22 protein-coding genes are annotated in these 23,238 nt (G+C 61.0%); 16 read left to right on the plus strand and 6 right to left on the minus strand.

What is annotated here, in order from left to right; all coding sequences use genetic code 11:
* Positions 1-8 precede the first annotated feature (8 nt).
* The 4 genes from AC19YT_RS03775 (at position 9) to AC19YT_RS03790 (ending at position 3,222) form a co-directional block, all read left to right on the plus strand.
* A complete protein-coding gene (locus tag AC19YT_RS03775; RefSeq protein WP_500609779.1) occupies positions 9-1,613 on the plus strand; it encodes a hypothetical protein in 1,605 nt (534 codons plus the stop codon).
* 10 nt (positions 1,614-1,623) lie between these two features.
* The gene (locus AC19YT_RS03780; RefSeq protein ID WP_500609780.1) at positions 1,624-2,109 is read left to right on the plus strand and encodes a DUF4376 domain-containing protein; all 486 of its coding nucleotides are present in this window, start codon (positions 1,624-1,626) and stop codon (positions 2,107-2,109) included.
* 61 nt (positions 2,110-2,170) lie between these two features.
* Positions 2,171-2,704 (plus strand): glycoside hydrolase family 19 protein, encoded by a 534-nt coding sequence (locus AC19YT_RS03785; protein ID WP_500609781.1) that lies wholly within the window; start codon positions 2,171-2,173, stop codon positions 2,702-2,704.
* On the plus strand, positions 2,701-3,222 hold the full coding sequence (locus AC19YT_RS03790; protein WP_500609782.1) for a lysis system spanin subunit: 522 nt from the start codon (positions 2,701-2,703) through the stop codon (positions 3,220-3,222). Before AC19YT_RS03785 ends, AC19YT_RS03790 begins: the two co-directional genes overlap by 4 nt.
* 673 nt (positions 3,223-3,895) lie before the next feature.
* Here AC19YT_RS03790 and AC19YT_RS03795 read toward each other — a convergent pair.
* A complete protein-coding gene (locus AC19YT_RS03795; protein WP_095108528.1) occupies positions 3,896-4,222 on the minus strand; it encodes a DUF2388 domain-containing protein in 327 nt (108 codons plus the stop codon).
* A gap of 199 nt (positions 4,223-4,421) precedes the next feature.
* Positions 4,422-5,468, minus strand: a complete 1,047-nt coding sequence (locus AC19YT_RS03800) for an acyltransferase (protein ID WP_500609804.1) — start codon at positions 5,466-5,468, stop codon at positions 4,422-4,424.
* A 414-nt stretch (positions 5,469-5,882) separates the two neighbouring features.
* On the opposite strand from AC19YT_RS03800, the gene AC19YT_RS03805 reads away from it, so the two are divergent.
* The 6 genes from AC19YT_RS03805 to ilvA all read left to right on the plus strand — a co-directional run bounded on the left by AC19YT_RS03805 (position 5,883) and on the right by ilvA (position 11,095).
* Entirely contained in the window at positions 5,883-6,686 is an 804-nt protein-coding gene (locus AC19YT_RS03805) for a class I SAM-dependent methyltransferase (RefSeq protein ID WP_500609783.1), read from the plus strand.
* Entirely contained in the window at positions 6,683-7,057 is a 375-nt protein-coding gene (locus AC19YT_RS03810; protein WP_500609784.1) for a GFA family protein, read from the plus strand. Before AC19YT_RS03805 ends, AC19YT_RS03810 begins: the two co-directional genes overlap by 4 nt.
* Positions 7,058-7,285: 228 nt before the next feature.
* Positions 7,286-8,185, plus strand: a complete 900-nt coding sequence (gene lpxO, locus AC19YT_RS03815; protein WP_500609785.1) for a lipid A hydroxylase LpxO — start codon at positions 7,286-7,288, stop codon at positions 8,183-8,185.
* A gap of 156 nt (positions 8,186-8,341) precedes the next feature.
* Entirely contained in the window at positions 8,342-8,656 is a 315-nt protein-coding gene (locus AC19YT_RS03820) for a hypothetical protein (RefSeq protein ID WP_500597117.1), read from the plus strand.
* Positions 8,657-8,681: 25 nt separating this feature from the next.
* The gene (locus tag AC19YT_RS03825) at positions 8,682-9,833 is read left to right on the plus strand and encodes a PQQ-dependent sugar dehydrogenase (protein ID WP_500609786.1); all 1,152 of its coding nucleotides are present in this window, start codon (positions 8,682-8,684) and stop codon (positions 9,831-9,833) included.
* A 203-nt stretch (positions 9,834-10,036) separates the two neighbouring features.
* Positions 10,037-11,095 (plus strand): threonine ammonia-lyase, biosynthetic, encoded by a 1,059-nt coding sequence (gene ilvA, locus AC19YT_RS03830; RefSeq protein ID WP_095108523.1) that lies wholly within the window; start codon positions 10,037-10,039, stop codon positions 11,093-11,095.
* Here the strand turns inward: ilvA and eco are convergent.
* A complete protein-coding gene (eco, locus tag AC19YT_RS03835; RefSeq protein WP_095108522.1) occupies positions 11,044-11,526 on the minus strand; it encodes a serine protease inhibitor ecotin in 483 nt (160 codons plus the stop codon). The genes ilvA and eco overlap by 52 nt on opposite strands.
* A gap of 250 nt (positions 11,527-11,776) precedes the next feature.
* Between eco and AC19YT_RS03840 the strand changes: the two genes are divergently transcribed.
* Positions 11,777-13,078 (plus strand): OprD family porin, encoded by a 1,302-nt coding sequence (locus tag AC19YT_RS03840; RefSeq protein ID WP_500597124.1) that lies wholly within the window; start codon positions 11,777-11,779, stop codon positions 13,076-13,078.
* Positions 13,079-13,150: 72 nt separating this feature from the next.
* On the opposite strand, the gene AC19YT_RS03845 is transcribed toward AC19YT_RS03840, so the two are convergent.
* The 3 genes from AC19YT_RS03845 to AC19YT_RS03855 all read right to left on the minus strand — a co-directional run bounded on the left by AC19YT_RS03845 (position 13,151) and on the right by AC19YT_RS03855 (position 16,377).
* Entirely contained in the window at positions 13,151-14,368 is a 1,218-nt protein-coding gene (locus tag AC19YT_RS03845; protein ID WP_500609787.1) for a hypothetical protein, read from the minus strand.
* Between the two features lie 135 nt (positions 14,369-14,503).
* Positions 14,504-15,799 carry a glycosyltransferase gene (locus tag AC19YT_RS03850; protein ID WP_500609788.1) on the minus strand — a complete coding sequence of 432 codons (1,296 nt, stop codon included), beginning with the start codon at positions 15,797-15,799 and terminating at the stop codon, positions 14,504-14,506.
* Between the two features lie 191 nt (positions 15,800-15,990).
* Complete coding sequence (locus AC19YT_RS03855) at positions 15,991-16,377, minus strand: response regulator (protein ID WP_500597128.1); 387 nt, start codon at positions 16,375-16,377, stop codon at positions 15,991-15,993.
* A gap of 259 nt (positions 16,378-16,636) precedes the next feature.
* On the opposite strand from AC19YT_RS03855, the gene AC19YT_RS03860 reads away from it, so the two are divergent.
* The 5 genes from AC19YT_RS03860 (at position 16,637) to AC19YT_RS03880 (ending at position 23,177) form a co-directional block, all read left to right on the plus strand.
* Positions 16,637-20,128 carry a response regulator gene (locus tag AC19YT_RS03860; protein ID WP_500609789.1) on the plus strand — a complete coding sequence of 1,164 codons (3,492 nt, stop codon included), beginning with the start codon at positions 16,637-16,639 and terminating at the stop codon, positions 20,126-20,128.
* The gene (locus tag AC19YT_RS03865; protein WP_095108517.1) at positions 20,129-20,944 is read left to right on the plus strand and encodes a CheR family methyltransferase; all 816 of its coding nucleotides are present in this window, start codon (positions 20,129-20,131) and stop codon (positions 20,942-20,944) included.
* Complete coding sequence (locus AC19YT_RS03870) at positions 20,941-21,546, plus strand: chemotaxis protein CheB (protein ID WP_500597131.1); 606 nt, start codon at positions 20,941-20,943, stop codon at positions 21,544-21,546. Before AC19YT_RS03865 ends, AC19YT_RS03870 begins: the two co-directional genes overlap by 4 nt.
* Entirely contained in the window at positions 21,540-22,721 is a 1,182-nt protein-coding gene (locus tag AC19YT_RS03875) for a hybrid sensor histidine kinase/response regulator (RefSeq protein ID WP_095108515.1), read from the plus strand. The genes AC19YT_RS03870 and AC19YT_RS03875 overlap by 7 nt, the downstream gene beginning before the upstream one ends.
* 78 nt (positions 22,722-22,799) lie before the next feature.
* Positions 22,800-23,177, plus strand: a complete 378-nt coding sequence (locus tag AC19YT_RS03880) for a response regulator (protein ID WP_500597135.1) — start codon at positions 22,800-22,802, stop codon at positions 23,175-23,177.
* Positions 23,178-23,238 lie beyond the last annotated feature (61 nt).

Here is a 23,238-nt window from a genome sequence, read left to right on the forward strand (position 1 = left end):
GTAACACCGTGGATTATCCGAAAAGCGTGCCCAACATCGGCCTGGTGGGCGGGAAGTTTGTCGACGAAAACCAACTGACCGGCACACCGGGCTCGCTGATCCCGTCGGTCTGGGGCAACTCTGTCACGGATGAGGTGCTGAACGTCATCGCCGCCAGTGGCCAGGCGCCCAGCGAGGCTGACTTGACCCAGTTGGTCAAAGCCATCCGCTCCCTGATCCAGGCCAACGCCACCAACTATGCCGCCGATACCGGCACCGCCAACGTCTACGCCGCGGCCTTCACCCCGCCCATCACCGCGCTGACCGATGGCACCGTGGTACGGGTCAAGATCAAGACCGCCAACAGCGGCGCCAGCACCTTCAACCCCAACGGCCTGGGCGCCAAGCCCATCGTCGGGTCGGCACACGCAGCGCTCCAGGGCGGCGAGTTGGTCGCCAATGGCCATGCGTGGTTGCAGTACAACAGCTCGCTGAGCGGCGGGTCGTGGGTGATCCTGGCCAGCAGTGGTGGGGCGCAGCAGGTGCCCAGCGCCTCGAAAAGCGCCCAAGCAGTTAACCTGTCTCAACTAGGAAACTACAACGGCTACCTATCAGCTAGCGCCAACTTGACGCTGACAAGCACGGCTCTGGGTAAGGTTGTATTTGGAGATGCCACGGGTGTCGTCATCACGCTCCCGGCAGCGCAGCTGCTTGAAGGCTCGGCGATCACGATAGTGGCTCTGTCCGATTGCACCGTAGCCGCAGCTGCGGGGGGATCTATTCGGATTGGTTCAACCGTTAACAACTCCATGTCGCTTTTAAGGGGAGAGCAATTAACGCTGTTTACAGTGGGTATCTCTGTTTGGTATGTGGCGGCTTACAGCAGAAGTCCTACACCAATTGGCATTACCGGGCAGGCGCGGAATCTGAAAATGTCGGTCACGGCTGCCTTAGCGACCGCCAGCCTTACAGCTGATGAGATCGTGGTTTCGACAAGCCAAAGCGGCTTGCAGTTTAAGCTTTCGGGTTTCTCTAAAGCCGTCAACTTGGCGACCACGGGAGCCGGAGGGATGGATACCGGTAGTGCGCCGGTTTCGGGGTTTGTTGGCCTGTACGCAATCTACGATCCAGTGGCCGGGGCAACTGCACTGCTCGCCACCAATGCCACCTCGGCAGTCCAGCCCGAGGTCTATGGCGGGGCCAACATGCCAGCGGGCTACACGGCCTCGGCGTTGATATCGGTCTGGCCAACCGACGCCAGCCGCCGGTTTGTGGTGGGCTACCAGGCCGACCGCAAAGTTCACTTTCCGTTTGTGTCGCTGCTCAATACCACCACGCAACAACTCACGCTGACCAGTCTTTCAGTTGCGGCCTTTGTGCCCCTCAATGCCAAAACCATATCGGGGCAAAACGTGGCTGTGCCTAGCGCCGCTGCGCAGGTCGCTATCGACGTTGCGGGCTCAGCCAGCGGCATAGCCGGGCAGTATTTCAACGCTTATGTGGGGGCAGGCGCCACGGGGCAAGCGCCGTTCAATGACGTACCGCTGATATCTCCGCAGGTTTTGTACTACATCGCCACGACCGCAGCGCCCACGGCAACTTTCCAACTTCTGGGCAGTGCCTACACCTTCTAGGGAGCAAGAAATGAGCAGCATCTACGTGCAATTTGCGGACTCAAGCGAGGACTTGGTGGTGGCCATCTTTGGCTGCGTCCAGGATGAGTCAGACTATCCGCATCAGGGCCAGGTGGATGAGGACGACCCGAGGTACCTCGCCTACCAGGCTGCGTGCCCAGGCGGCCCAGCCAGCACAGCCGAGGTGATCGCCGCTAAGCGTTACCAGCATGAGGTGGCTGGTGTCGTCGTCGAAGGCTCTGTCATCGACACCAGTCGAGACGGCCAGGCCCTGGTTGCCGGGGTGGCGGTAGCGGCGCTGATTGATCCTGCCTACACCTGCCATTGGAAGACCGCAGACGGCTTCATTGAGCTGAATGGGCTGAAGCTAATCGCCATGGCTGCCGCCGTGCGGGCGCATGTCCAGGCCTGCTTTGACCGGGAGCGGGAGTTGTTGGTAGCGCTGGCGGAGGACACCTACACCGACGATATGCTTGAAGAGGGTTGGCCTGATTGACCCGCCTGGCACCCCACGCCACCCCGACATGTTCGGGGTTTTCTTTGCCTGGAGAAAACCAATGCCCATCACCGCGCAGCAACTGCTGCTGATCCTCCCCAACGCCGGCGCCAAAGCCGGCGTTTTTGCACCTGTCCTCAACACCGCCATGGGCAAGTTCGGCATTGTCACGCCTGCGCGCGTGGCCGCGTTCATCGCACAGATCGGCCATGAGTCTGGCCAACTGCGCTACGTGCGCGAGATCTGGGGGCCAACCAAGCAGCAGGCCGGGTATGAGGGGCGCAAGGATCTGGGCAACACCGTCGCGGGTGACGGCTCCAAGTTCCGCGGGCGCGGCCTGATCCAAGTAACCGGCCGGGCCAACTACGCGGCGTGCGGTGACGCCCTGGGCCTGGACCTGCTCAAGCACCCCGAGCTGCTTGAGGAACCCCAGCACGCAGCCATGTCGGCGGCGTGGTTCTGGCATCGGGCGGGGCTGAACACCCTGGCGGATGCGGGTGACTTCTTGCTCATCACCAAGCGGATCAACGGCGGCACCAACGGCTTGGCGGATCGCAAGGCGCTGTATGACCGGGCGTTAAAGGTGTTGGCATGACTCCCGCCACCTGGCGCCTTGCTGGCTGGACGGCGCTGATCCTGCTGCTGATGGCTGGCAGCGGGGCGGCGGCCTGGCAGATGCAGGACTGGCGCTACGGAAAGCGGCTATCGGATCAGGCCCTGGCCCACGAAAGCGTCCTGGCCACCCTCAGCAATGCCGCAGCAACCCAAGCCCGCGCCGAGCAGGACAAACGCCTGGCCCTGGAGCAGCGCCTGGCCGACAGCGACCAACTCCACTACCGGGAATTATCCGATGCCCAGAAAAACCAGACTCGCCTGCGTGACCGTCTTGCTACTGCTGATCTGCGGCTGTCAGTCCTACTCGACACCACGGATTCAGCCAGTGGCTGCGCAGTGCCAACCGACCCTAGCGCCGGCGGCGTGGTTCATGGAAGAACGCGCGCCCGACTTGACCCAGCGCATGCTCAACGAATTATCAGCATCACCAATGCCGGCGACCAAGGATTGATCGCATTGCGGGCTTGCCAGGCGTATGTGAGGGAGTTACACAAATAGCTTTGTATACAATCGGCAGGGCGCTGGGCGAGGGGAGTTATGTCGAATCGGCATAGGACATTAATCACCCACCGGGACCATGCCGGGAACCAGCGGGTGAATAACTCTGGGATATTGGTGATTACTCACGCTGACTTCAGCCAGCAAACATTGAGCAGCGATCATCACGAAAACGCGATTTGTACCGCATCGTGATGTTAGCTGTGGAGATCAATTGCTTATCCTGCTGGGGTTTCAGCGATGTATTGAGTAGGAGCCTTCGTCCTTGGCCAACGTGGGGCCCGTTCGTAACGAACCGGCAGCGTCTCAAGCTCTCTGCAGTCGCAGGTAGAGCTGAGCCATTTGGCGTAGGTTGAAAGCAGCATCTCGACGCTGTGGCCAAGTGGGCTGGCAATGAACGCGGGGCTCATTCCGGCCGTCAGGCACATCGTCGTGTAGGTGTGGCGCGTGTCGTATTGGCACCGCTCGCGGAGACCGAGGGCGCTAAGTGCGGACTTAAAGAGCGCGATTGTAACACTGCTCGTCCTGATCCACATACCTCCCTTGCTTGGCGCACAGGCATACGCACCGACCGTAAATGTCATCCTGGTCCTCGCAAGGAGTAAGCGGGAGCGGGTAAGCACCGATAGGCCGCCCCCCCAAAAATGGCGCTGGGCCGGGTTCGGGAGTTTTTTTAGAAAGTGGTCGCGATGGCCTGGGCCAACTGCGCGTCGGACATCAGGGGAGAGCGGTAGGCCGAACGGTAGTACCGGGACGCCTGCTCAAACTCCGCGCCACGGATCTGGCCGTCAGAGCCAATGAACGCCAGTGCATCGCCTTTGGCTGACTTGAAAAGATCAGGAATGCTGGATGTGGCTGCCGTAGCGCCAGAGATGATGACGGCCGGCACGATGGTGGTAAGCATCAGCGCGGCTTGGAACGGGTTGTTGTTTTCGGCTGCCGTGGCCTGTGTGCCGATCGACGCCAGCAGGGCAATCGCCAGGGCTTTGCATAAGTCCATTCTTCGGTACTTCCATTGCAGTGCGCTTTGAGGGCGGCACGATAGCAGAGCAGGGGGGCGACATCATCAGGACACACAATTTCAGCCTTTTCGTCGTTTCCCTAGCCGCGCCTGACGAAATTGTTCTCATCGCTGAAGATGGCGCTCAAGGATTGACTGTCTTCCACAGAAGTCAATCCAGTGTGAGAGCTCTTGGGGATTAAGATACGAAATAATTTGCCACTCGGTTTTTTCTCAGCGCCCAAGTTAAGGGGAAACTAATTGACGCTGCTAAGAGTAATAGAAGCGCCTTTATCGATGATGATGTTTCGGGTGCAAATGCTTTTATCAAGTATGATGCGATAAGTATCAGTGCAAAGTGTGATAGATAGGCGCCAAATGAGTTGGATGAAAAGTACTCTGCAGTTCTTACTTCTTTATTTTTGAATGCCGAGACTATGAATAAAAAAGCCCCTATAGAGGATATGGCGATGGTTGGGGAGGTTGAGTACCATAAAAGCGGGTCGGATAAAGACGGCCAAAGAGCTAGTAGGGTTACAGTTGAGGTGATTCCTGCTAGAAACAAAATAATACCTGTGCGTTTTGCTTGTTTGGGTTCTTTATTTAAAAGATTGTTGTGGAAAATCAGATGTCCTGCTAGTACGTAAAATACATAGGTCCCCGTAAAGTGGCTGCTCATCTCGCTCAGCAAATTTTTCCCTGTAATAGAGAAGATAACGCTGGAGATTGGTCCAAATACAAAGCAGAGCGCGAGGAATATTTTGGCCTCTTTTTCGCTGCAAAGTGAAATCATTTTTATCAAGAAAGGTGTAAGTAAATAAAGTGGAAGAAACATAATTAAATACCACAGGTGTATGGCGTATCCTGCGCTGCCATGTAAGATCACGTTGCTCCATCTGATGGATAATGCAATTGCATTATATAGAGGCTTGCCATCGATAAGCAGATAGATTGCATTGGTTAGTATGGAAAAAGATACTAAAATTACACTTAGCTGAAGGAATCTCTTAAATATTTTTTCAAATGGGATTTCGCCTTTGTAGCTGACAGAAAGTGCGCCCATACACATTAGAAAAATTGGAACGCCAACTCTATCTATTGAGTAGAGCAGAGGTCTGAGTATCCTTGTGTAGTCAGCTATTCCAGAATGTTCGATGACATGTGTTAGTATCACAAGCCAAATCGCTACCATCTTAGCGAAATCTAGCTCCTTTATTCTTGGTTTAATTTTATTGCTCCTTTGAATTTGCTCGGCTTTTGTGGGTAATAACTACATAGAGAGCAGCTTGTTCTTAACTAGTGAAGTTGCTCGCGGTTTCTTGTGTAAAGTCATGCTTGTCCGGCGCGAATGATAGCACTACGTCATGATCCTGCAGAGAGGGATAGATAAAAGGAATGCCTTGTAGGTTTGATGGTGTTCGGGTCTTCGTAGGGCCCTGGCTAAGCGCTAAAGAGTTAGGGCGGGAGCTGTATTCAGGCCGGAGCAGCGCTGTTGGCGGCTGCAAATCAAGCTAAGCGACACTGTCCCGGTGATTTCACATTGCCATTTCCCCGCGCAGTCTTTACAACTGTGCCCTTTGCCGGAGGCGGTGCGCTGTGCGGTGGCTTGTCAGCAGCGTTGAAGCCCGGCCCCGTGATATCTCAAGGACAGCATCCCCTCATGGACAGACACGATCCGCGCATCATCACCAGCAACCGCGACGCTTGGAACGACTCGGCCCGGCACCATAAGGGCACCGAGGGTTGGCAGCGGTTGTTGGCGGACGTCACCGGCCCGCGGTTTTCCTGCCTGGATGAAACGCTGAGCGAGGTGCTGCTGGGTGTTGGGGTGGCGGGTAAGGAGGCGGTGCAACTGGGTTGCAACAATGGCCGCGAGTGCCTGTCGCTGTTCGGCTTGGGCGCGCGCCATGTGGTGGGGGTGGATCAAGCCCATGAGTTCCTGGAGCAGGCCCGTGAGTTAACGGCCCGTTCGCCCCACGCTCTGGAGTTGGTGGAAGCCAACGTCTATGCGCTGCCGGTTGAGCTGCACAATCGCTTCGACCTGGCGCTGGTGACCATCGGCGTGCTGGGCTGGATGCCGGACATCGCCGGGTTTTTTACCCAGGTGGCTGCCACCCTCAAGGTCGGCGGCACGTTGGTGATCTATGAAACCCACCCGTTCCTGGAGATGTTCGAGCCTGAAGCCGCCGAGCCCTTTGCCTTGGCCACCTCGTATTTCCGCCGTGAGCCATTCGTGCAGGAGCAAGCCATCGTCTACGAGGGCAAGGCCGAGGGTAAAAGCCCGGCGTCCTACTGGTTCGTGCACACCCTGGGCGACATCTTCGGCGCCGCCATCGCCGCCGGGTTGCAGATCAGCCATTTCAAGGAGTACCCGCACTCCAACCGGGAGGAACTCTACGACCAGTACGAAGACCAGGTGGCGCAGTTGCCCATGAGCTACACCCTGACGGCGGTCAAGGCGTGAGCGCGGCGGTGTACGAAGGAGGTTGCCTGTGCGGGCGGGTGCGTTTTGCCGCCCGTGGCGAGGCGCTCAACCCCCACAGTTGCTCGTGCCGCAACTGCCAGCGCCATTCCGGGGCCTTGACCCTGTGCTGGGTGGAGTTCCCCAAAGGCGCGGTGCAGTGGACGGGCGAGGGCGGTGAGCCTGCGCGTTACCGGTCCTCGGACTATTCGAGCCGCGCCTTCTGCCCCGTGTGCGGTAGCACCCTGGGCGCACTGGACGACGAGCCTGTGGTGGCGCTGTTACTGGGCAGCTTCGATCAGCCGGTGCAACCGGCCTTGCAGCCGCAATCCCACTCTTTTGCCGACGGTTGCCCGCCCGGTTGGCACCCCTGAGTGGCCGTTGCGCAGGCTAATGCGCGGATGTCTACCCGGCGAAAGTCCCGGACAGTCTTTAACAATTGAGCGTTAACCTGTTGTTACAGATTGTGGCTAAATAACGGCCATTGGCTATTGAATGGTGATATCCGAGCCTCGCTTGTCCTCATTCATTGCCGGAATTTTCGCTTTCGGACGCTGCATTTTTTACAGCAGCCTGTTGTTCTCTGACTTGTGACCTACACCGTGAAACTCATCATCGCCAGCCTTTACCTTGTATCCATCGCTTATGTGCATTTTCGCGGCCGTGTGCGGCATAAGATCGGCCGCCAGTTAAGCGACCATTCCACCTTCCTCGCGCCGATCAACTGCTTTCTTTACCTGTTCTCAAAAAAGCCCAACCGCCCGTACCTGGACCCGGCCGAATTCCCCGAGCTTGAGGCGCTGCAAACCCATTGGGAAGAAATCCGCCGCGAAGGGCAGAACCTGCTCAGGGCCGGTGAGATCAAGCGCTCGCAGCAGTACGACGATGTGGGGTTCAACTCGTTCTTCAAAAGCGGCTGGAAGCGCTTCTACCTCAAGTGGTACGGCGACAGCCACCCCTCGGCCATGAAGCTGTGCCCGCGCACCACGGAGTTAGTGCAAGGCATTGCCAGCATCAAGGCGGCGATGTTCGCCGAGTTGCCGCCGGGGTCGAAACTGGTGCGCCACCGCGACCCTTACGCCGGTTCCTATCGTTATCACCTGGGCCTGGACACCCCCAACGACCCGGGTTGCTACATCGAGGTCGACGGCGAGCGCTACCACTGGCGCGACGGCGAGGCGGTGATGTTCGACGAAACCTTTATCCATTACGCCGAAAACACCACGTCACAGAACCGTATCATCCTGTTCTGCGACGTCGAACGGCCGATGAAGTATCGCTGGGCGGCGGCGTTCAACCGCTGGTTCAGCCGCACCGTGATGGCGGCGGCGGGTGCGCCCAACGATGCCGGGGACAAGACCGGCGGGCTTAACCGCGCCTTTACCCGCCTGTACAAGATCCGCTTGCGGGGCAAAGAGCTGAAAAAACGCAATCGCGCACGCTATTACCTGGAAAAGTGGGCGATCTTCGGCGCACTGCTGGCGATCTTCATCCTCATTTGACTCCCTCCCATCGTGGCCCGGCGGCCGCCATTCAGCCTTAGGCCGCCAGTCGCCACAGTTCTTGTTACATCTGCCCGGCACTGTTCGCTTTAAAATTCGAACCGCGCGCCTAGTCTGTTCTCCAAGCCTGTGTCTTCCCGTGTTTGTGAGGCAGCCATGAACCGCTGTGTACTTGCTTTGAGCCTGTGGGCCATGGCCGCCCTGGCCCAGGCTGAAACGCCCCTGTGGCTGGCGCAAAACCTGCCGGGGGCCAATAGCTCCAACCCCTACAACAGCCCGATTCGCCGGGCCAACCCCAACAGCCTGCAAGGCACGCAACCGAGCGCGCCGCCGCTGCGGGCGCCGAACACGGTGCCGGTGCCCCGCTCGCCGAGCGTGCCCAACGGTGGCGTCGGCAACGGCTACCCGCGTACCCCGGACAACACCGCGCCCGCACCCCGCCTGCAAACGCCGGCTCACCCGGCACGTTAAGCAAATTTTTTAGAAGGAACTGTACATGTTGCGTAAAACCCTTTTGGTCAGCCTCTGTGCTGGCGCGTTGTTGGCAGGTGCTGCACCTGCCCTGGCAGCACCAGAAACCCCATTGCACAGCGAGCTCGGCCCGCTCACCGCGACCCGCGTGGCGGGCGATTTGCAACACCCCTGGGCGCTGGCGTTCCTGCCCGAGGGGCAAGGCATGCTGGTCACCGAGCGTGCGGGCAACCTGCGCCTGGTGAACCCGGCGGGGAAGGTGTCGAAGCCGCTGAGCGGCGTACCCGAGGTCTGGGCCAAGGGCCAGGGCGGTTTGCTGGACGTGGTGCTGTCGCCCACTTTCAAGGACGACCGCATGGTCTACCTGGCCTACGCCGAGGGCGGCGGCGAGGGCGCTAAGGCCGGCACGGCGGTGGGGCGCGGGCGCCTGGCCGCAGATTTGAGCGGCCTCAAGGGCTTCCAGGTGATCTTTCGCCAGGCCCCAAAGCTGTCCACCAGCAACCACTTCGGCTCGCGCCTGGTGTTCGACCGTGATGGCTCCTTGTTCATCACCCTGGGGGAAAACAACGAACGGGCCACCGCCCAGGACCTGGATAAGTTGCAAGGCAAGGTGGTGCGCCTGTACCCCGACGGTAAGGTGCCGGACGACAACCCCTTCGTCGGCCAACCCGGCGTGCGCGAGGAAATCTGGTCCTACGGCCACCGCAACCCCCAGGGCGCGGCCCTCAACCCCTGGACCGGCGCCCTGTGGGTCAACGAACACGGCCCCCGTGGCGGCGATGAGGTGAACATCGTCGAGCGTGGCAGCAACTACGGCTGGCCCCTGGCCACCCATGGCGTCAACTATTCGGGGCTGGCGATTCCCGAAGCCCAGGGAAGCCGCGTCGAAGGCACCCTGGCGCCGCACCATGTGTGGGAAAAATCCCCAGCCATCAGTGGCATGGCGTTCTATGACCACGATCGCTTCAGGGCCTGGCAGCACAACCTGTTCATTGGCGCATTGGGCTCGCAAGAGCTGATCCGCCTGCAACTCGACGGCGACCAGGTAGTGCATGAAGAACGTTTGCTCGGCGAGCTGAAGTCGCGCATCCGCGACGTGCGCCAGGGCCCGGACGGGTACCTCTATGTGCTGACCGACGAAGACCAGGGCGCCCTGTATCGGGTGGGCCTGCAATAGCGGCGGGGGAAATTGGCCATTGACTCGCCATCATGGCGCGGTTTAAGTTCAGCCCATGACTTTCCCCGTACTGCGTAGCCAGCCCAGCATTATTACCGCCATTCCTTATTTGGCGGGTTAGCTGACGGCTGCACCCAACCCGCCCTAGAGGCGGGTTTTCTCTTTCTGTCTCCAGGGCTTTGCACAAGCACCAGGAGCGCCTCATGCCCGACCACACCCCCGGACCCGACCTGCTTGAGTCCTACGTGAAAAAAATCCTCGCCGCACCGGTTTACGATCTGGCCGTGTGTACGCCGTTGCAAGCGGCGCCGGCGTTGTCCCAAGCCTTGGGCAACCAAGTCCTGCTCAAGCGCGAAGATTTGCAACCGACCTTTTCCTTCAAGATCCGCGGGGCGTACAACCGCTTGGTGCAACTGACCCCGGCGCAGCGGCTGCGGGGTGTGGTCACCGCCTCGGCAGGTAACCATGCCCAGGGCGTGGCGCTGGCGGCGCGGGAGCTGGGCATCAAGGCCACTATCGTGATGCCTTGCGCCACGCCCGAGTTGAAGGTACTCGGCGTGCGCAGCCGCGGTGCCAACGCAGTGCTGCACGGCGAGAGCTTCCCCTTTGCCCTGGCCCATGCGCTGCGCCTGGCCGAGGACAGTGGTTGCACCTTTGTCTCGCCCTTCGACGACCCCCACGTGATCGCCGGCCAGGGCACCGTGGCCATGGAGATCCTGCGCCAGCACCCGGGCCCGCTGCACGCGATCTTCGTGCCGGTGGGCGGCGGTGGCTTGATCGCCGGTATCGCCGCCTACGTCAAATACCTGCGGCCCGAGATCCGCATCATCGGCGTCGAATCCGAGCATTCGGCATGCCTGCACGCGGCGCTTGCGGCCGGGGAGCGGGTGGTGCTGCCCAGCGTCGGCACATTCGCCGATGGCGTGGCGGTGGCGCAGATCGGCGCCTATGGCTTTGAGGTGTGCCGCAACCATGTGGACGAAGTGCTGACGGTGAGTAACGACCAACTGTGCGCGGCCATCAAGGACATCTACGACGACACCCGCTCCATCACTGAACCGTCGGGTGCGTTGGCGGTGGCGGGGATCAAGCAGTACGTGGCGCGCACCGGGGCCTGTGGCCAGACCCTGGTGGCGATCGACTCCGGCGCCAACATCAATTTCGACAGCCTGCGCCACGTCGCCGAGCGTGCGGCGGTGTACGACGCGGCTTACTCGGCCACGGCTTTGCCGACGCTGGCCGAAGCCGACCAGACGCGGTAGCGCACTTCGATGTCCTTGGGCGCGTAGATGACGATGGGCAGTTTGCTGTTGTAGCGCAGCAGGTAACCGTCGCCGACCACCGGCACGAAGGCGAACTTGCCCTTGCTGTCGGGGCAGGCCATCTGGGTGCTCATCGGGCCGATCACACTGTCGAGGCGATAGAAGGGGTAACCCCAGCCTTCGAGGTTCTTTTCCTGCAGGTCGCCGCCCAGGCGTTGGCGGTTGCAGTCTACCTCCAGGGTTTTGCCGGCGAGGATCTCGACCTTGTAGTTGTCTTCCTGGCTTTGCTCGGGCAGGCGGATTACCGAGCGGGTGAAACCGCTGTCGGCCTTGGGATAGGGCGCCACGTCTTCGAGCTTGGCGGCCAGGGCCTGGGTGCAGGCCGTTGCCAGCAATAGGGCAGTGGGAAGGGAGCGTATCGATAAGCGCATAAGGCCTCCTGGCGGGTGGGATTGCGCGGTGCATGGGGGTGGGCATTCTTACTGGCCGGCCGAGGCAATGCAAACCACAGCCGTCGCCGTTTGCGACTAAGGTCGGGTGGGGTACCTACAAGCCTTCTGCCATCATTTGCCTTCACCCCTTTGATTTGAACCTTCCTTCACGGCACTGCGCCGCGTTGGACGGACCGTTGTTTGCGCCGGGCCAGGCCTGGTGCAAGGCAATACCGCTGGAGCTTTTTGCATGCGTCCCCCTTTTTGCTTCACCCCCGCGCGCCAGACCCTGGGTTTCGGTGCGCTGCTGCTGTGCGCCGGTTTTACTGCCCAGGTGCGGGCCGCGGGCTTTTTCGATGACGCCAGCGCCAAGCTGGAATCGCGCACCGTCTACTTCAACCGGGACTTTCGCGACGGCCACACCGCCAGCGACCAGGGTGCATCCAAGCGTGAAGAGGCGGCCCAGGGTTTTATCCTCAACCTGCAATCGGGCTACACCCAAGGCACGGTCGGCTTTGGCGTGGATGCGTTGGGCATGCTCGGCCTCAAGCTCGACTCCAGCGCCGACAGCAGCAACAGCGGCCTGCTGCCCTCCAGTGGGCAGAACCCGCGCGGTTCCAAGGACCAATACGCGAAGCTGGGCCTGACCGCCAAGGCCCGGGTCTCCGAGACCGTCGTGAAGTACGGTGCGCTGCTGCCCGACCTGCCACTGCTCAAGTACAACGACGGGCGCCTGCTGCCGACGATGTTCAATGGCGCGATGCTCAGCTCCCGCGAGGTCAAGGACCTGACCGTGATGGCTGCGCGCCTGGATCACTACACCGCCCGGGATTCCACCGACGCCCAGGACATCCGCGTGCACTGCAAGAACAAGCGCTACGCCTGCAACGTTACCGCCGAGCACTTTGACATGTACGGCCTGGACTACCGCTTCAACGAGCGCCTCAGCGGCCAGTACCACTACGCCGAACTGGAAGACATCTACCGCCAGCACTTCATCGGCCTGCTCGCTAACCAACCGTTGGGCGCCGGCAGCCTGAGCGCCGATGTGCGCTTGCTCAAAAGCGCCGACAGCGGCGCTGCCAACGCCGGGCGCATCGATAACCGCGCCCTCAGCACGATGCTGGGCTACGGCCTCAACGGCCATAAAGTCAGCGTCGGCTGGCAGCGCATGAACGGCGACAATTCAATGCCGTACCTCGATGGCAGCAACCCCAACCTGGTCAACTACGTGCAGGTCAACGATTTTGCCGCCGCCCAGGAGCGTTCCTGGCAACTGCGTTACGACTACGACTTCAAGGCCATCGGCCTCAACGGCCTGAGTTTTCTGACCCGCTACGTCAGCGGCGACCACATCAAAGTCCCCGGCAGCGACCAGCCAGGCAAGGAATGGGAACGCGACAGCGAACTCAAGTACATCGTGCAAAGCGGCACGTTCAAGGACGTCAGCCTGCGCTTACGCAACGCCACTTACCGCAGTAACTACGAGAAGTTTGCCCGGGATATGGATGAAACCCGGGTGATCGTCAGCTACAACTTTTCGCTGTTGTAGGAAGGTTGCGGGCAGGCCTGGGGTTTTAATGCCAGGCCTGCCCGTGGCACTCGGCACCGGGCTGATGAACGTTCACGGGGTGATGGCAATCACGCCTTTTCTCACCCCGGTGTTATCCGTGGCCCCGCCCGCCACGTATTGGCCATTGGTGGACATGGCGTAGAGGCGGCATGCGTTACCCGCCAGCAGGTTATCGATGATCTGTGTGCCGGCCGAGGGGCTCCAGATGGCGCAGCGGTAGAACCCTGCGGCGTAGCTGTTGAAGGCGACTTTGATCGTGTCCTGGGCGATATCGGCCAGGTACACGTTGTTGTAGGTGGGCGGCGGGGGGATCACGGTGACAAAACTGCCCACCGGGTCCCAATAGGCGGCGGCCGGGTTGCCCGAGGTGTCCTGGTAGCTGACATAGACCTTGGCGGTCTCGTTGAGGGCGAACGCGGTGGTGCTGGTCACGCCGGGCACCAGGGCAAAGGTGCTGGGGGTGGCGGTGGCGTTGTTCCAAAACGTGGCTTTGGTGACATTGCCCGGGAAGTAGCAGGTGCCGGTGTACTGGAAGTTGTTATTGACCCCTACCGCCACGCAACGGCTGGCGCCGGCGGGCACCGGCAGCAGGGTGTGGGTGTAGCCACCGGCGCCGTTGACGGCCGCGTGGCCGCGCATCGCACCAGAGGCGTTGGGGCAGTTGAGGGCTACCACCGGTTTGCCGTTGCTGTAGACCTCCGAGAGGTCAACGGGCATGCAGCCATCGAAAATATTGGAGATCGCGAACGCGGTGCCACTGCCCGCCGGCCAACCCGCGGCCTTGGTGCCCAGGGCGCCGATGCTCACGCCAGCCACTTCGCCATTGCGGTTGATCGCGGTGGGGTTGCTACGCAAGCCGACCTCTGGCAGCAGCAAAGGCATCAGCCGCGTCGGGTTGGCCGCTGGGTTGCTGGCATTCCAGATCACCCCTTGCTTACCGCCCAGCAAACCGGGGCAAACGCCGACGATGGTGCGGTTGTTGGCTACCCGCAGAAAAGTGGTGTCGCATTGGGTGTTGGCGATCAACGGCTTGAGGAACACGGCCGGGTTGGGCAGCGTCGCCACCCACACCTGGCTGTTGGCGGCGGTGGAGAGCTGTGAGCCGACGATGTCGCCGTTGAAATTGACGCTCAACGCTTCGGTTTGCCCTGGGCCGGTGGGGCCGACGTCTTGCAGGCTGATGGCGTGGGCGGCGGACAGGGGCAAGACAACGCAGAGGCTGAAAAACAACGGGCGTGTTAAGTCGCGAGCCTTCCATTGGCTGTTCATGGTCATTCCTTGGGTTGAGCCCGGAGTGGGTGACCTGAACCTACGCGGTACTGGCACGGGGCCGCAACTGTCAGAGTTGACAGCTTGTGCGCCCCGTTAAAATGAAGTAAAGCGCCCGTGAAAATCGCCTCTGGATCACTGGCCGGCGCGGTTCTTCGCCTCGATCCACTGCGCCATGTACTGGGTACTTTTGTGGTGATGGTGGCGCAGCATGCTGCCGGTGAAGTTATCGCGCCGACGTTGCGCCAGGTCCTGGCGGCAGGCTTGCAAGCGTTCGATCAGGGCCGCGCCATGGGCCTGCTTGCTGTAGCGCGCCGCCAGCAGATCCCGCCCGCGCTGTTGCGCCTCGGTCCACAGGGCGCGGTCCTGGTACAACTGCACGGCGGCGGCGGCCAGGGTGCTGGCGCTGTCGGCAATGGCCCCGGGCCAGGGCAGGTCGCCGGCCATGGCTTCGGCGCCGATGGGGGTGGTGACGTTGGGCGTGCCGCAGAGCATGGCATCGACGATCTTGCCCTTGATCCCGGCGCCAAAACGCAGCGGCGCCAGGCAGATGCGTGCCGCGCTCATGACCTGCAAGGCGTCTTCGGCCCAGTTCATCACGTGAAAGCCCTGGGCCGGGTTGTGCAGGGCGGTGGCCTTGGGCGGGGTGTAGGCGCCGTAGATGTGCAGCTGGGCGCCGGGTAGTTGCTGGCGGATCAATGGCCACAGGCTGGTCTTCATCCACAGCACTGCGTCCCAGTTGGGCGCGTGGCGGAAGTTGCCGATGGTCAAAAAGTGCGCCCGCTCCTCGAACGGCACGAAGTGGTGGGGTGGGCTGTCGGGCATCAGCGGGCAGCAGTGCAGCAAGGTGCGCGGTAACTTGAACTGATTTACCAGCAACTCGATTTCCACCTCGGAAATCATCAGGTTCAGGTCGCAGCGGTACAGCGCGGCGATTTCCCGCTTGGCCAGGTCGGTATCGGCCATCAGGCGGAACTCGTCCTGCGGGGCCTGGGCGAACAACTGGCTGAAATCGTCACCGTCATCGCTGGCCTTGAGGCGCTCCTTGAGGCGCTGGTGGCGGGCGTGGCGCAGGCTTTGCAGGTCAGATGTCTCCAGCACGCGCAAGGCGTCGGGGCACTGCTGCTCGACGCGCCAGCCGAACTGCTCTTCCATCATGAATTGGTCAAACAGCACGATATCGGGGGCTAGTTCGCGGACAAAGTCGTCGAAACTGCTGTTATTGAGCTCGATCGGGCATTCGCGGATGCCCAGGGCGGTTAGGTCGGCCTTATGCTCTCCGGGCCCTGCGGGGCTGGCGAAGGTGACCGCCCAGCCTTGCTGCAAAAAAACTTCGAGGATTTGCATGACATGGCCGCTGGCGGCCGAAGAACGCGGCTCGGGCCACACATAGCCAATGACCAGCACTTGGGTGGTGGCAGACGGGATCATCAGGGAATTCCTAGGAACGGGCAGGGCGCAGGACGCGAAAAGGTCGCAATTAAACCACACGAACTCTTTTTTGTAGCAGGCGCGCTTGCCCGCGCCGGGGTGCATGGCGCCCCTTCAGCGGTACGGCGCCTCGCCGGTTTTTACGGCCGCTGCGCAGCCGAGCGCGGGCGAGCCCGCTTGCTACATAAGCCTTACCGCGCGCACGGCGCCTGGGATCGGAGGGCGAGGATGGCACTGACTTTGTCGCGCAACTGGTCGATGGAGAAGGGTTTGGCAATCAGGTGCATGCCGTCGGGTACGACCAGGTTTTCGGCGTAGCCGCTGGCGAACAACACCTGCAATTGCGGGCGAAACCCTTGGGCCTGGATGGCCAGTTTCTTGCCGTCGATGTCCGGCAGGCCGACGTCGGTCATCAGCAGGTCAATGGTCTGGCCCCGGTCCTGCACCAGCTCGAGCGCCGCTTGGCCGTTTTTCGCTTCCAGCACCTTGAATGCCAGTTCTTCCAAGACATCAACAATCAGCATGCGCACGATTTGATCGTCTTCGACGACGAGGATGGTGGAGGCAGTGGTGGACATGGTCGGGCTCTCGATAAAGGAAAAAGGTGTGCCGGCGCTGCGATGGATCGGCTTCTTGCTTAAGTAAGCCGCCAATTGTCACAAGTTCCTGAAGTTGTACAAAAAAATCCGACCGTACAGGCAGGCTCAGAATAACCGCTGCGCGTGATTTCTGGCAGTGACGCATAGGAAAATGCGCCTAACATTGTCAGAAAAATAGCTGCTTTGCCCGTGCATGGGGCAAACTCCCTGGTTTTTAACCCTTCACCAAGGCCTGCACATGACCCTTTCGCCGTCGGTCGATGAACAGAGTTTTCGCAAACTCCTGAGCCGCAACGTCAGCCTGCCCCTGGGCGTTGGCGTGCTGAGCGCGGTGTTTTTCGTCTCCCTGATTACCTATTTGTTGTCGGTGATCCAGTGGGTGGAGCACACCGACCGGGTCATCAACAACGCCAATGAGACGGTGAAGCTGATGATCGATCAGGAAACCGGCATGCGCGGCTTCCTGATTACCGGCGACGAGCACTTCCTTGACCCCTATGAAGTGGCGCGGCCGCGGATCATGGCCGACCTTAAGGGTTTGCAGGAACTGGTGGCCGACAACCCGCCCCAGGTTGACCGCCTCAAGCGCCTGGCAGCCTTGCAGGCCGAGTGGGACAACTTCGCCCAAGAGATGATTAACCTGCGCCGTGCCAATGGTGATTACCGCGGCGCGGTGCAGGCCGGGCGTGGCAAGCGTCTGACCGATGAGGTGCGCAGTGAGTTCGACACTTTCGTGGCCATGGAGCAGCAGTTGCGCGTCAACCGCAACGAAGACGTGCGCCACACCACGATTCTGACCATCAGCCTGTATTTGCTGTTCGTGTTGGGCATCAGCGGGTTGCTGGCGTTTATCGGCCGCCGCGATTTGGTCAATCTTTCAACCAGTTACAGCGCAAACCTGGCGTCCCAACAAAAGAGTGCGCGACGCCTGGAACAGCAGGCCTGGCTGCGCAATGGCCAGACCGAATTGGCCGAGCAGGTGCTGGGGCAACTGACGCTCAATATTCTGGGGCGCAATATTTTGCAGTTCTGCGCCCAGTACCTGGGCAGCGCCGTGGCGGCCATGTACGTACGCGAAGAGCACGGCGGCCTGCGCCGGGTGGCGTCCTATGGCTTCTCCCGCGAGCAGGAAGCGCACGGTGAGACGGTGTTCGTCGGTGAAGGCGTGCTCGGCCAAGCCGTGGCCCAGGACCGTTTGATCCGCCTCGATGACGTACCCGAGGACTACTTCAAGGTCAGTTCCGGCCTGGGCGAAGGCACCCCGCGCAGTGTGCTGGTGGTGCCCCTGAGCAACGACGAGCAGATCAACGGCGCGCTGGAGCTGGGCTTCTTGCGCCCGCTCACCGACCGCGATGTGGAGCTGCTGGAGCTGATCGCCGACAACATCGGCACCTCCATCGAAGCTGCCCGTTACCGCCAGCGCTTGCAGGAGGTGCTGGCCGAGACCCAGCAGCTCAACGAAGAGCTACAAGTGCAGCAGGAAGAACTCAAGACCGCCAACGAAGAGTTGGAAGAACAATCACGCATCCTCAAGGAATCCCAGGCTCACCTGGAAACCCAGCAAGTGGAGCTGGAGCAAACCAACGAACAATTGGCCGAGCAGGCCCTGGCCCTGGCGGAGCAGCGCGATGCCATGGACGTGAAAAACGGCGAGTTGAGCCTGGTCCAAGTGCAGCTCGAAGAGCGCGCCCTGGAGTTGCAGCGTTCAAGCAAGTACAAGTCCGAGTTCCTGGCCAACATGTCCCACGAACTGCGCACGCCCCTCAACAGTTCGCTGATCCTGGCCAAGCTGCTGGCGGAGAACCCCCAGGAAAACCTCAGCGCCGAGCAGGTCAAGTTTGCCGAGTCGATTTACTCGGCGGGCAACGATTTGCTCAACCTTATCAACGACATCCTCGACATCTCCAAGGTCGAGGCCGGCAAGCTGGACGTGCGCCCGGAAAACACCCACGTGGCGCGCCTGGTGGATGGCCTGCGCGGGATGTTCGAGCCACTGGCCGGTGACAAGGGCTTGGAGTTTGAGATCAATCTGGCCGCCAGTGCCCCGACACTGCTGTTCACTGATCGTCAGCGCCTGGAGCAGATCCTCAAGAACCTGCTGTCCAACGCGGTCAAGTTCACCGAACGCGGCGCGGTCAGCCTCACGGTCACGGCCCAGGACGACGGCGCCATTGCCTTTGCCGTGTGCGATTCGGGCATTGGCATTGCCGCCGACCAGCAAGAAAGCATTTTCGAGGCGTTCCGCCAGGCCGACGGCACCACCAACCGCCGTTACGGCGGCACCGGCCTGGGCTTGTCCATCTCCCGCGACCTGGCGGCCATGCTGGGCGGCTCCATTGCGGTCACCAGCGAGCCGGGCAAGGGCAGCATTTTCACCCTGGTGCTGCCGTTGCAGTACATCGAGCAGGGCGAGCAGCCCAGCGAACCGACGAAAATCAGCAGCGCCGCGGTAATGCCGGCGACGGTGCGGGTCTCGCCGCTGCCGGTGGTACACGATGTGGAAATCGCCCGGTTCGCCGACGATCGCGACAAAGCGCCGTTCGCCACCCGCTGCATCCTGGTGGTGGAGGATGAGCCGAACTTTGCGCGCATCCTCTTCGATCTTGCACATGAGCTGGGTTACCACTGCCTGGTCGCCCACGGCGCGGACGAGGGTTACAACCTGGCCGAGCAGTTCATCCCCGACGCGATCCTGTTGGACATGCGCCTGCCCGATCACTCCGGGTTGACGGTGCTGCAACGCCTCAAGGAGCACGCCCAGACCCGCCACATCCCGGTACACGTGATCTCCGTGGAAGACCGGGTCGAGGCCGCCATGCACATGGGCGCCATCGGCTACGCGGTCAAACCCACCACCCGCGAAGAGCTTAAGGACGTGTTCGCGCGCCTGGAGGCCAAGCTGACGCAGAAGGTCAAGCGCGTGCTGCTGGTGGAGGACGACGACCTGCAACGCGACAGCATTGCCCGCCTGATCGGCGACGATGACATCGAGATCACCGCCGTTGGCCTGGCCCAAGAAGCCCTGGACCTGCTGCGCAGCAACGTCTACGACTGCATGATTATCGACCTCAAGCTGCCGGATATGCTGGGTAATGACCTGCTCAAGCGCATGTCCACCGAGGACATCCGCTCGTTCCCGCCGGTGATCGTCTACACCGGGCGTAACCTGACCCGCGATGAAGAGAGCGAACTGCGCAAGTATTCGCGCTCGATCATCATCAAGGGCGCGCGTTCGCCCGAGCGTTTGCTCGATGAAGTGACGTTATTTCTGCACAAAGTCGAATCGCGGTTGTCCCATGAACGGCAAACGATGCTCAAGACCGCCCGCAGCCGCGACAAGGTCTTCGAGGGGCGCAAAGTGCTGTTGGTGGACGACGATGTACGCAATATCTTCGCCCTCACCAGCGCCCTGGAGCACAAAGGGGCAATTGTCGTGATCGGCCGTAACGGCCGTGAGGCGATTGAGAAACTGGAGGAAGTGGAAGACATCGACCTGGTGTTGATGGACGTGATGATGCCGGAGATGGACGGTTTTGAAGCCACCATCGAGATCCGCAAGGACCCGCGCTGGCGCAAGCTGCCGATCATCGCGGTCACGGCCAAGGCCATGAAGGACGATCAAGAGCGCTGCCTGCAGGCCGGCGCCAACGATTACCTGGCCAAGCCCATCGACCTGGATCGCCTGTTCTCGCTGATTCGCGTGTGGTTACCGAAGATGGAACGTATCTAAGTGGAGCGAAATACCGAAATTGAACTGCGGCTGCTGATTGAAGCGATCTACCTCAAGTACAGCTATGACTTTCGCGATTACTCCGGCGCATCCATCAAGCGCCGGGTCAACCACGCCTTGAAGCAGTTCGAGTGCAAGACCATCTCCGCATTGCAGGAGCGGGTGCTGCACGACCCGGCGATGTTCATGCAGTTGCTGCAACTGCTGACGATCCCGGTCAGCGAGATGTTCCGCGACCCGGCGCACTTTCTGGCGATCCGCCAGGAAGTGGTGCCGCTGCTCAAAACCTACCCCTCGATCAAGATTTGGATCGCCGGGTGCAGCACCGGGGAGGAGGTGTACTCCATGGCCATCCTGCTGCGTGAGGAAGGCTTGCTCGAACGCACCATCATCTATGCCACCGACATCAACCCGCACTCGCTGGAGAAGGCCAAGCAGGGGATCTTTTCTCTGGAGAACGTTCGCGCCTACACCCATAACTACCAGCAGGCGGGTGGGGAACGTTCGTTCGCCGACTACTACACCGCGGCCTATGATTACGCGATTTTCGACAAGAGCCTGATGGAGAACGTGACCTTCGCCGACCACAGCCTGGCGACCGACAGCGTATTCTCAGAAACTCAGTTAATTTCTTGCCGCAATGTGTTGATTTACTTCAATAAAAAACTTCAGGATCGCGCCTTTGGGCTGTTCCACGAATCCCTCTGCCACCGTGGTTTTTTGGTGCTGGGCAGCAAGGAAACCCTGGAATTTTCGGCCTACGGCAAGCGTTTCGAGCCTTTGGTCAAACAACAACGGATCTACCGCAAACTATGAAGGACGACGTCGTCAAGGGCAGTGCCCTGCCTCGGATCGAGGCTATCGTGATCGGTGCTTCGGCCGGTGGGGTCGAGGCCTTATTGAGCGTTTTCAGCGAGTTGCAGGCGGGTTTTAAACTGCCGATCATCATCGTGCTGCATTTGCCCGACCAGGCGCGCAGCCAACTGGTGGACGTCTTCGCCCGGCGCCTGCCGATCCCGGTGCGTGAGGCCGACGACAAGGCGCCCATCGAGGCGGGCACGTTGTACGTGGCCACGCCCGGCTATCACCTGTCGGTGGAGCAGGACCACAGCCTGTCGTTGAGCCTGGAGGCGCGCGAGCATTACGCGCGGCCCAGCATCGACTTCCTCTTTGAGTCCGCCGCCGACGCCTACGGCCCGGGCCTGGCCGCCGTGTTGTTGACCGGCGCCAACCACGACGGCGCCCGGGGCCTGGCGCGAGTCAAGCAATACGGGGGCCTGACCGTGGTGCAAGACCCCCAAGAGGCACAAGTTGCCACCATGCCCGCGGCGGCGCTGGCGCTGCACCAACCGGATTATGTCCTCCCGCTGCGCGGCATCAGCCGTCTGCTGGCCGAACTGGAACACATCGCATGCTGAGCCCGATCCAAGCCAAATTGTTGATCGTCGACGATCTGCCGGAGAACCTGCTGGCCCTCGACGCCCTGATAAAGCGTGAGGACCGCACGGTGTACAAGGCGCTGTCGGCGGACGAGGCCCTGTCGCTGCTGTTGCAGCACGAATTTGCCCTGGCCATCCTCGACGTGCAGATGCCGGGCATGAACGGCTTCGAGCTGGCCGAGCTGATGCGCGGCACGGAAAAAACCAAGAACATCCCCATCGTGTTCGTCAGCGCCGCCGGGCGTGAGCTCAACTACGCCTTCAAGGGCTATGAAAGCGGCGCCGTGGACTTTTTGCACAAGCCCCTGGATATCCACGCGGTGAAGAGCAAGGTCAACGTGTTCGTCGACCTGTACCGCCAGAGCAAGGCCATGAAGCAGCAGGTCGAAGCCCTGGAGCAGAGCCGTCGCGAGCAACAGGCCCTGCTGGAGCGCTTGCAGGCCACCCAGAACGAACTGGAGCAAGCGGTGCGCATGCGCGATGACTTCATGTCCATCGTCGCCCATGAGGTACGCACGCCGTTGAACGGGCTGATCCTGGAAACCCAGTTGCGCAAGATGCACCTGGCCCGGGGCAATGCGGCGGCGTTCAGCCTGGACAAGATGCACGCCATGGTCGACCGCGATGAACGGCAGATCAAAAGCCTGATCCGCCTGATCGAAGACATGCTCGACGTGTCGCGCATCCGCACCGGCAAATTGTCCATCCGCCCCAGCCGCTTCGACCTGGCGCAATTGGTGCGTAACCTGCTGCAAGGCTTTGCCGCGCAGATCGAGGCCGCCGAATGCTCGGTCAGCCTTGACGCGCCGGAGCCGGTGGAGGGCGACTGGGACGAGTTCCGCATCGAGCAAGTGGTGTCCAACTTGCTGACCAATGCCTTGCGCTATGGCGGTAAAAGCCTGATCCAAGTGCGCGTATACTGCGCCGGCCGCGAGGCGCGGGTGGAAGTGCAGGACAACGGCATCGGCATCAGCGAAGAGAACCAGCGGCGCATCTTCGCCCAGTTCGAGCGGGTTTCGGACAAAACGGTGGTGGCGGGCCTGGGGTTGGGGCTGTTCATTTCCGAGCAGATTGTCGCGGCCCATGGCGGCACCATCGACGTGGAGAGCCGGATCCACGAAGGTGCTTTATTTCGCGTGAGCCTGCCGCTGTGAAAAACAGCGCCGGGCGACGCAACCTCTGCGTGACCGGGTGGTCGTATCCGGCAGCAATTGACCGAACAAAGGCGTCCCATGAGTGAAGATGCGCAAGACGTTGTACTGATCGTCGAAGATGACCCCTCGATCCTGATGGTGCTGGCGGCTTACCTGTCCGGGGAAGGCTACCGGGTGCTGCAGGCGGAAAACGGCGAACAGGCGTTCCAGATCCTCGCCACCAAGCCGCACCTGGACATGATGATTACCGACTTCCGCCTGCCGGGTGGTATTTCCGGGGTGCAGATCGCGGAACCGGCGGTCAAGCTGCGCCCGGAACTGAAAGTGATCTTCATCAGCGGCTATCCCCAGGAAATCCGCGAATCCGGCAGCCCCATCGCCCTCAAGGCGCCGATCCTGGCCAAGCCCTTTGACCTCGATGTGCTGCAGGAAATCATGCAGGACATGCTCGCCTGAGTGCACGCCCACCCTGTATGTGGGGGTTTGCCCGCGATAGCGGCAGGATTGCGGGTAGACC

This window comes from Pseudomonas sp. MF08875, assembly GCF_059862525.1.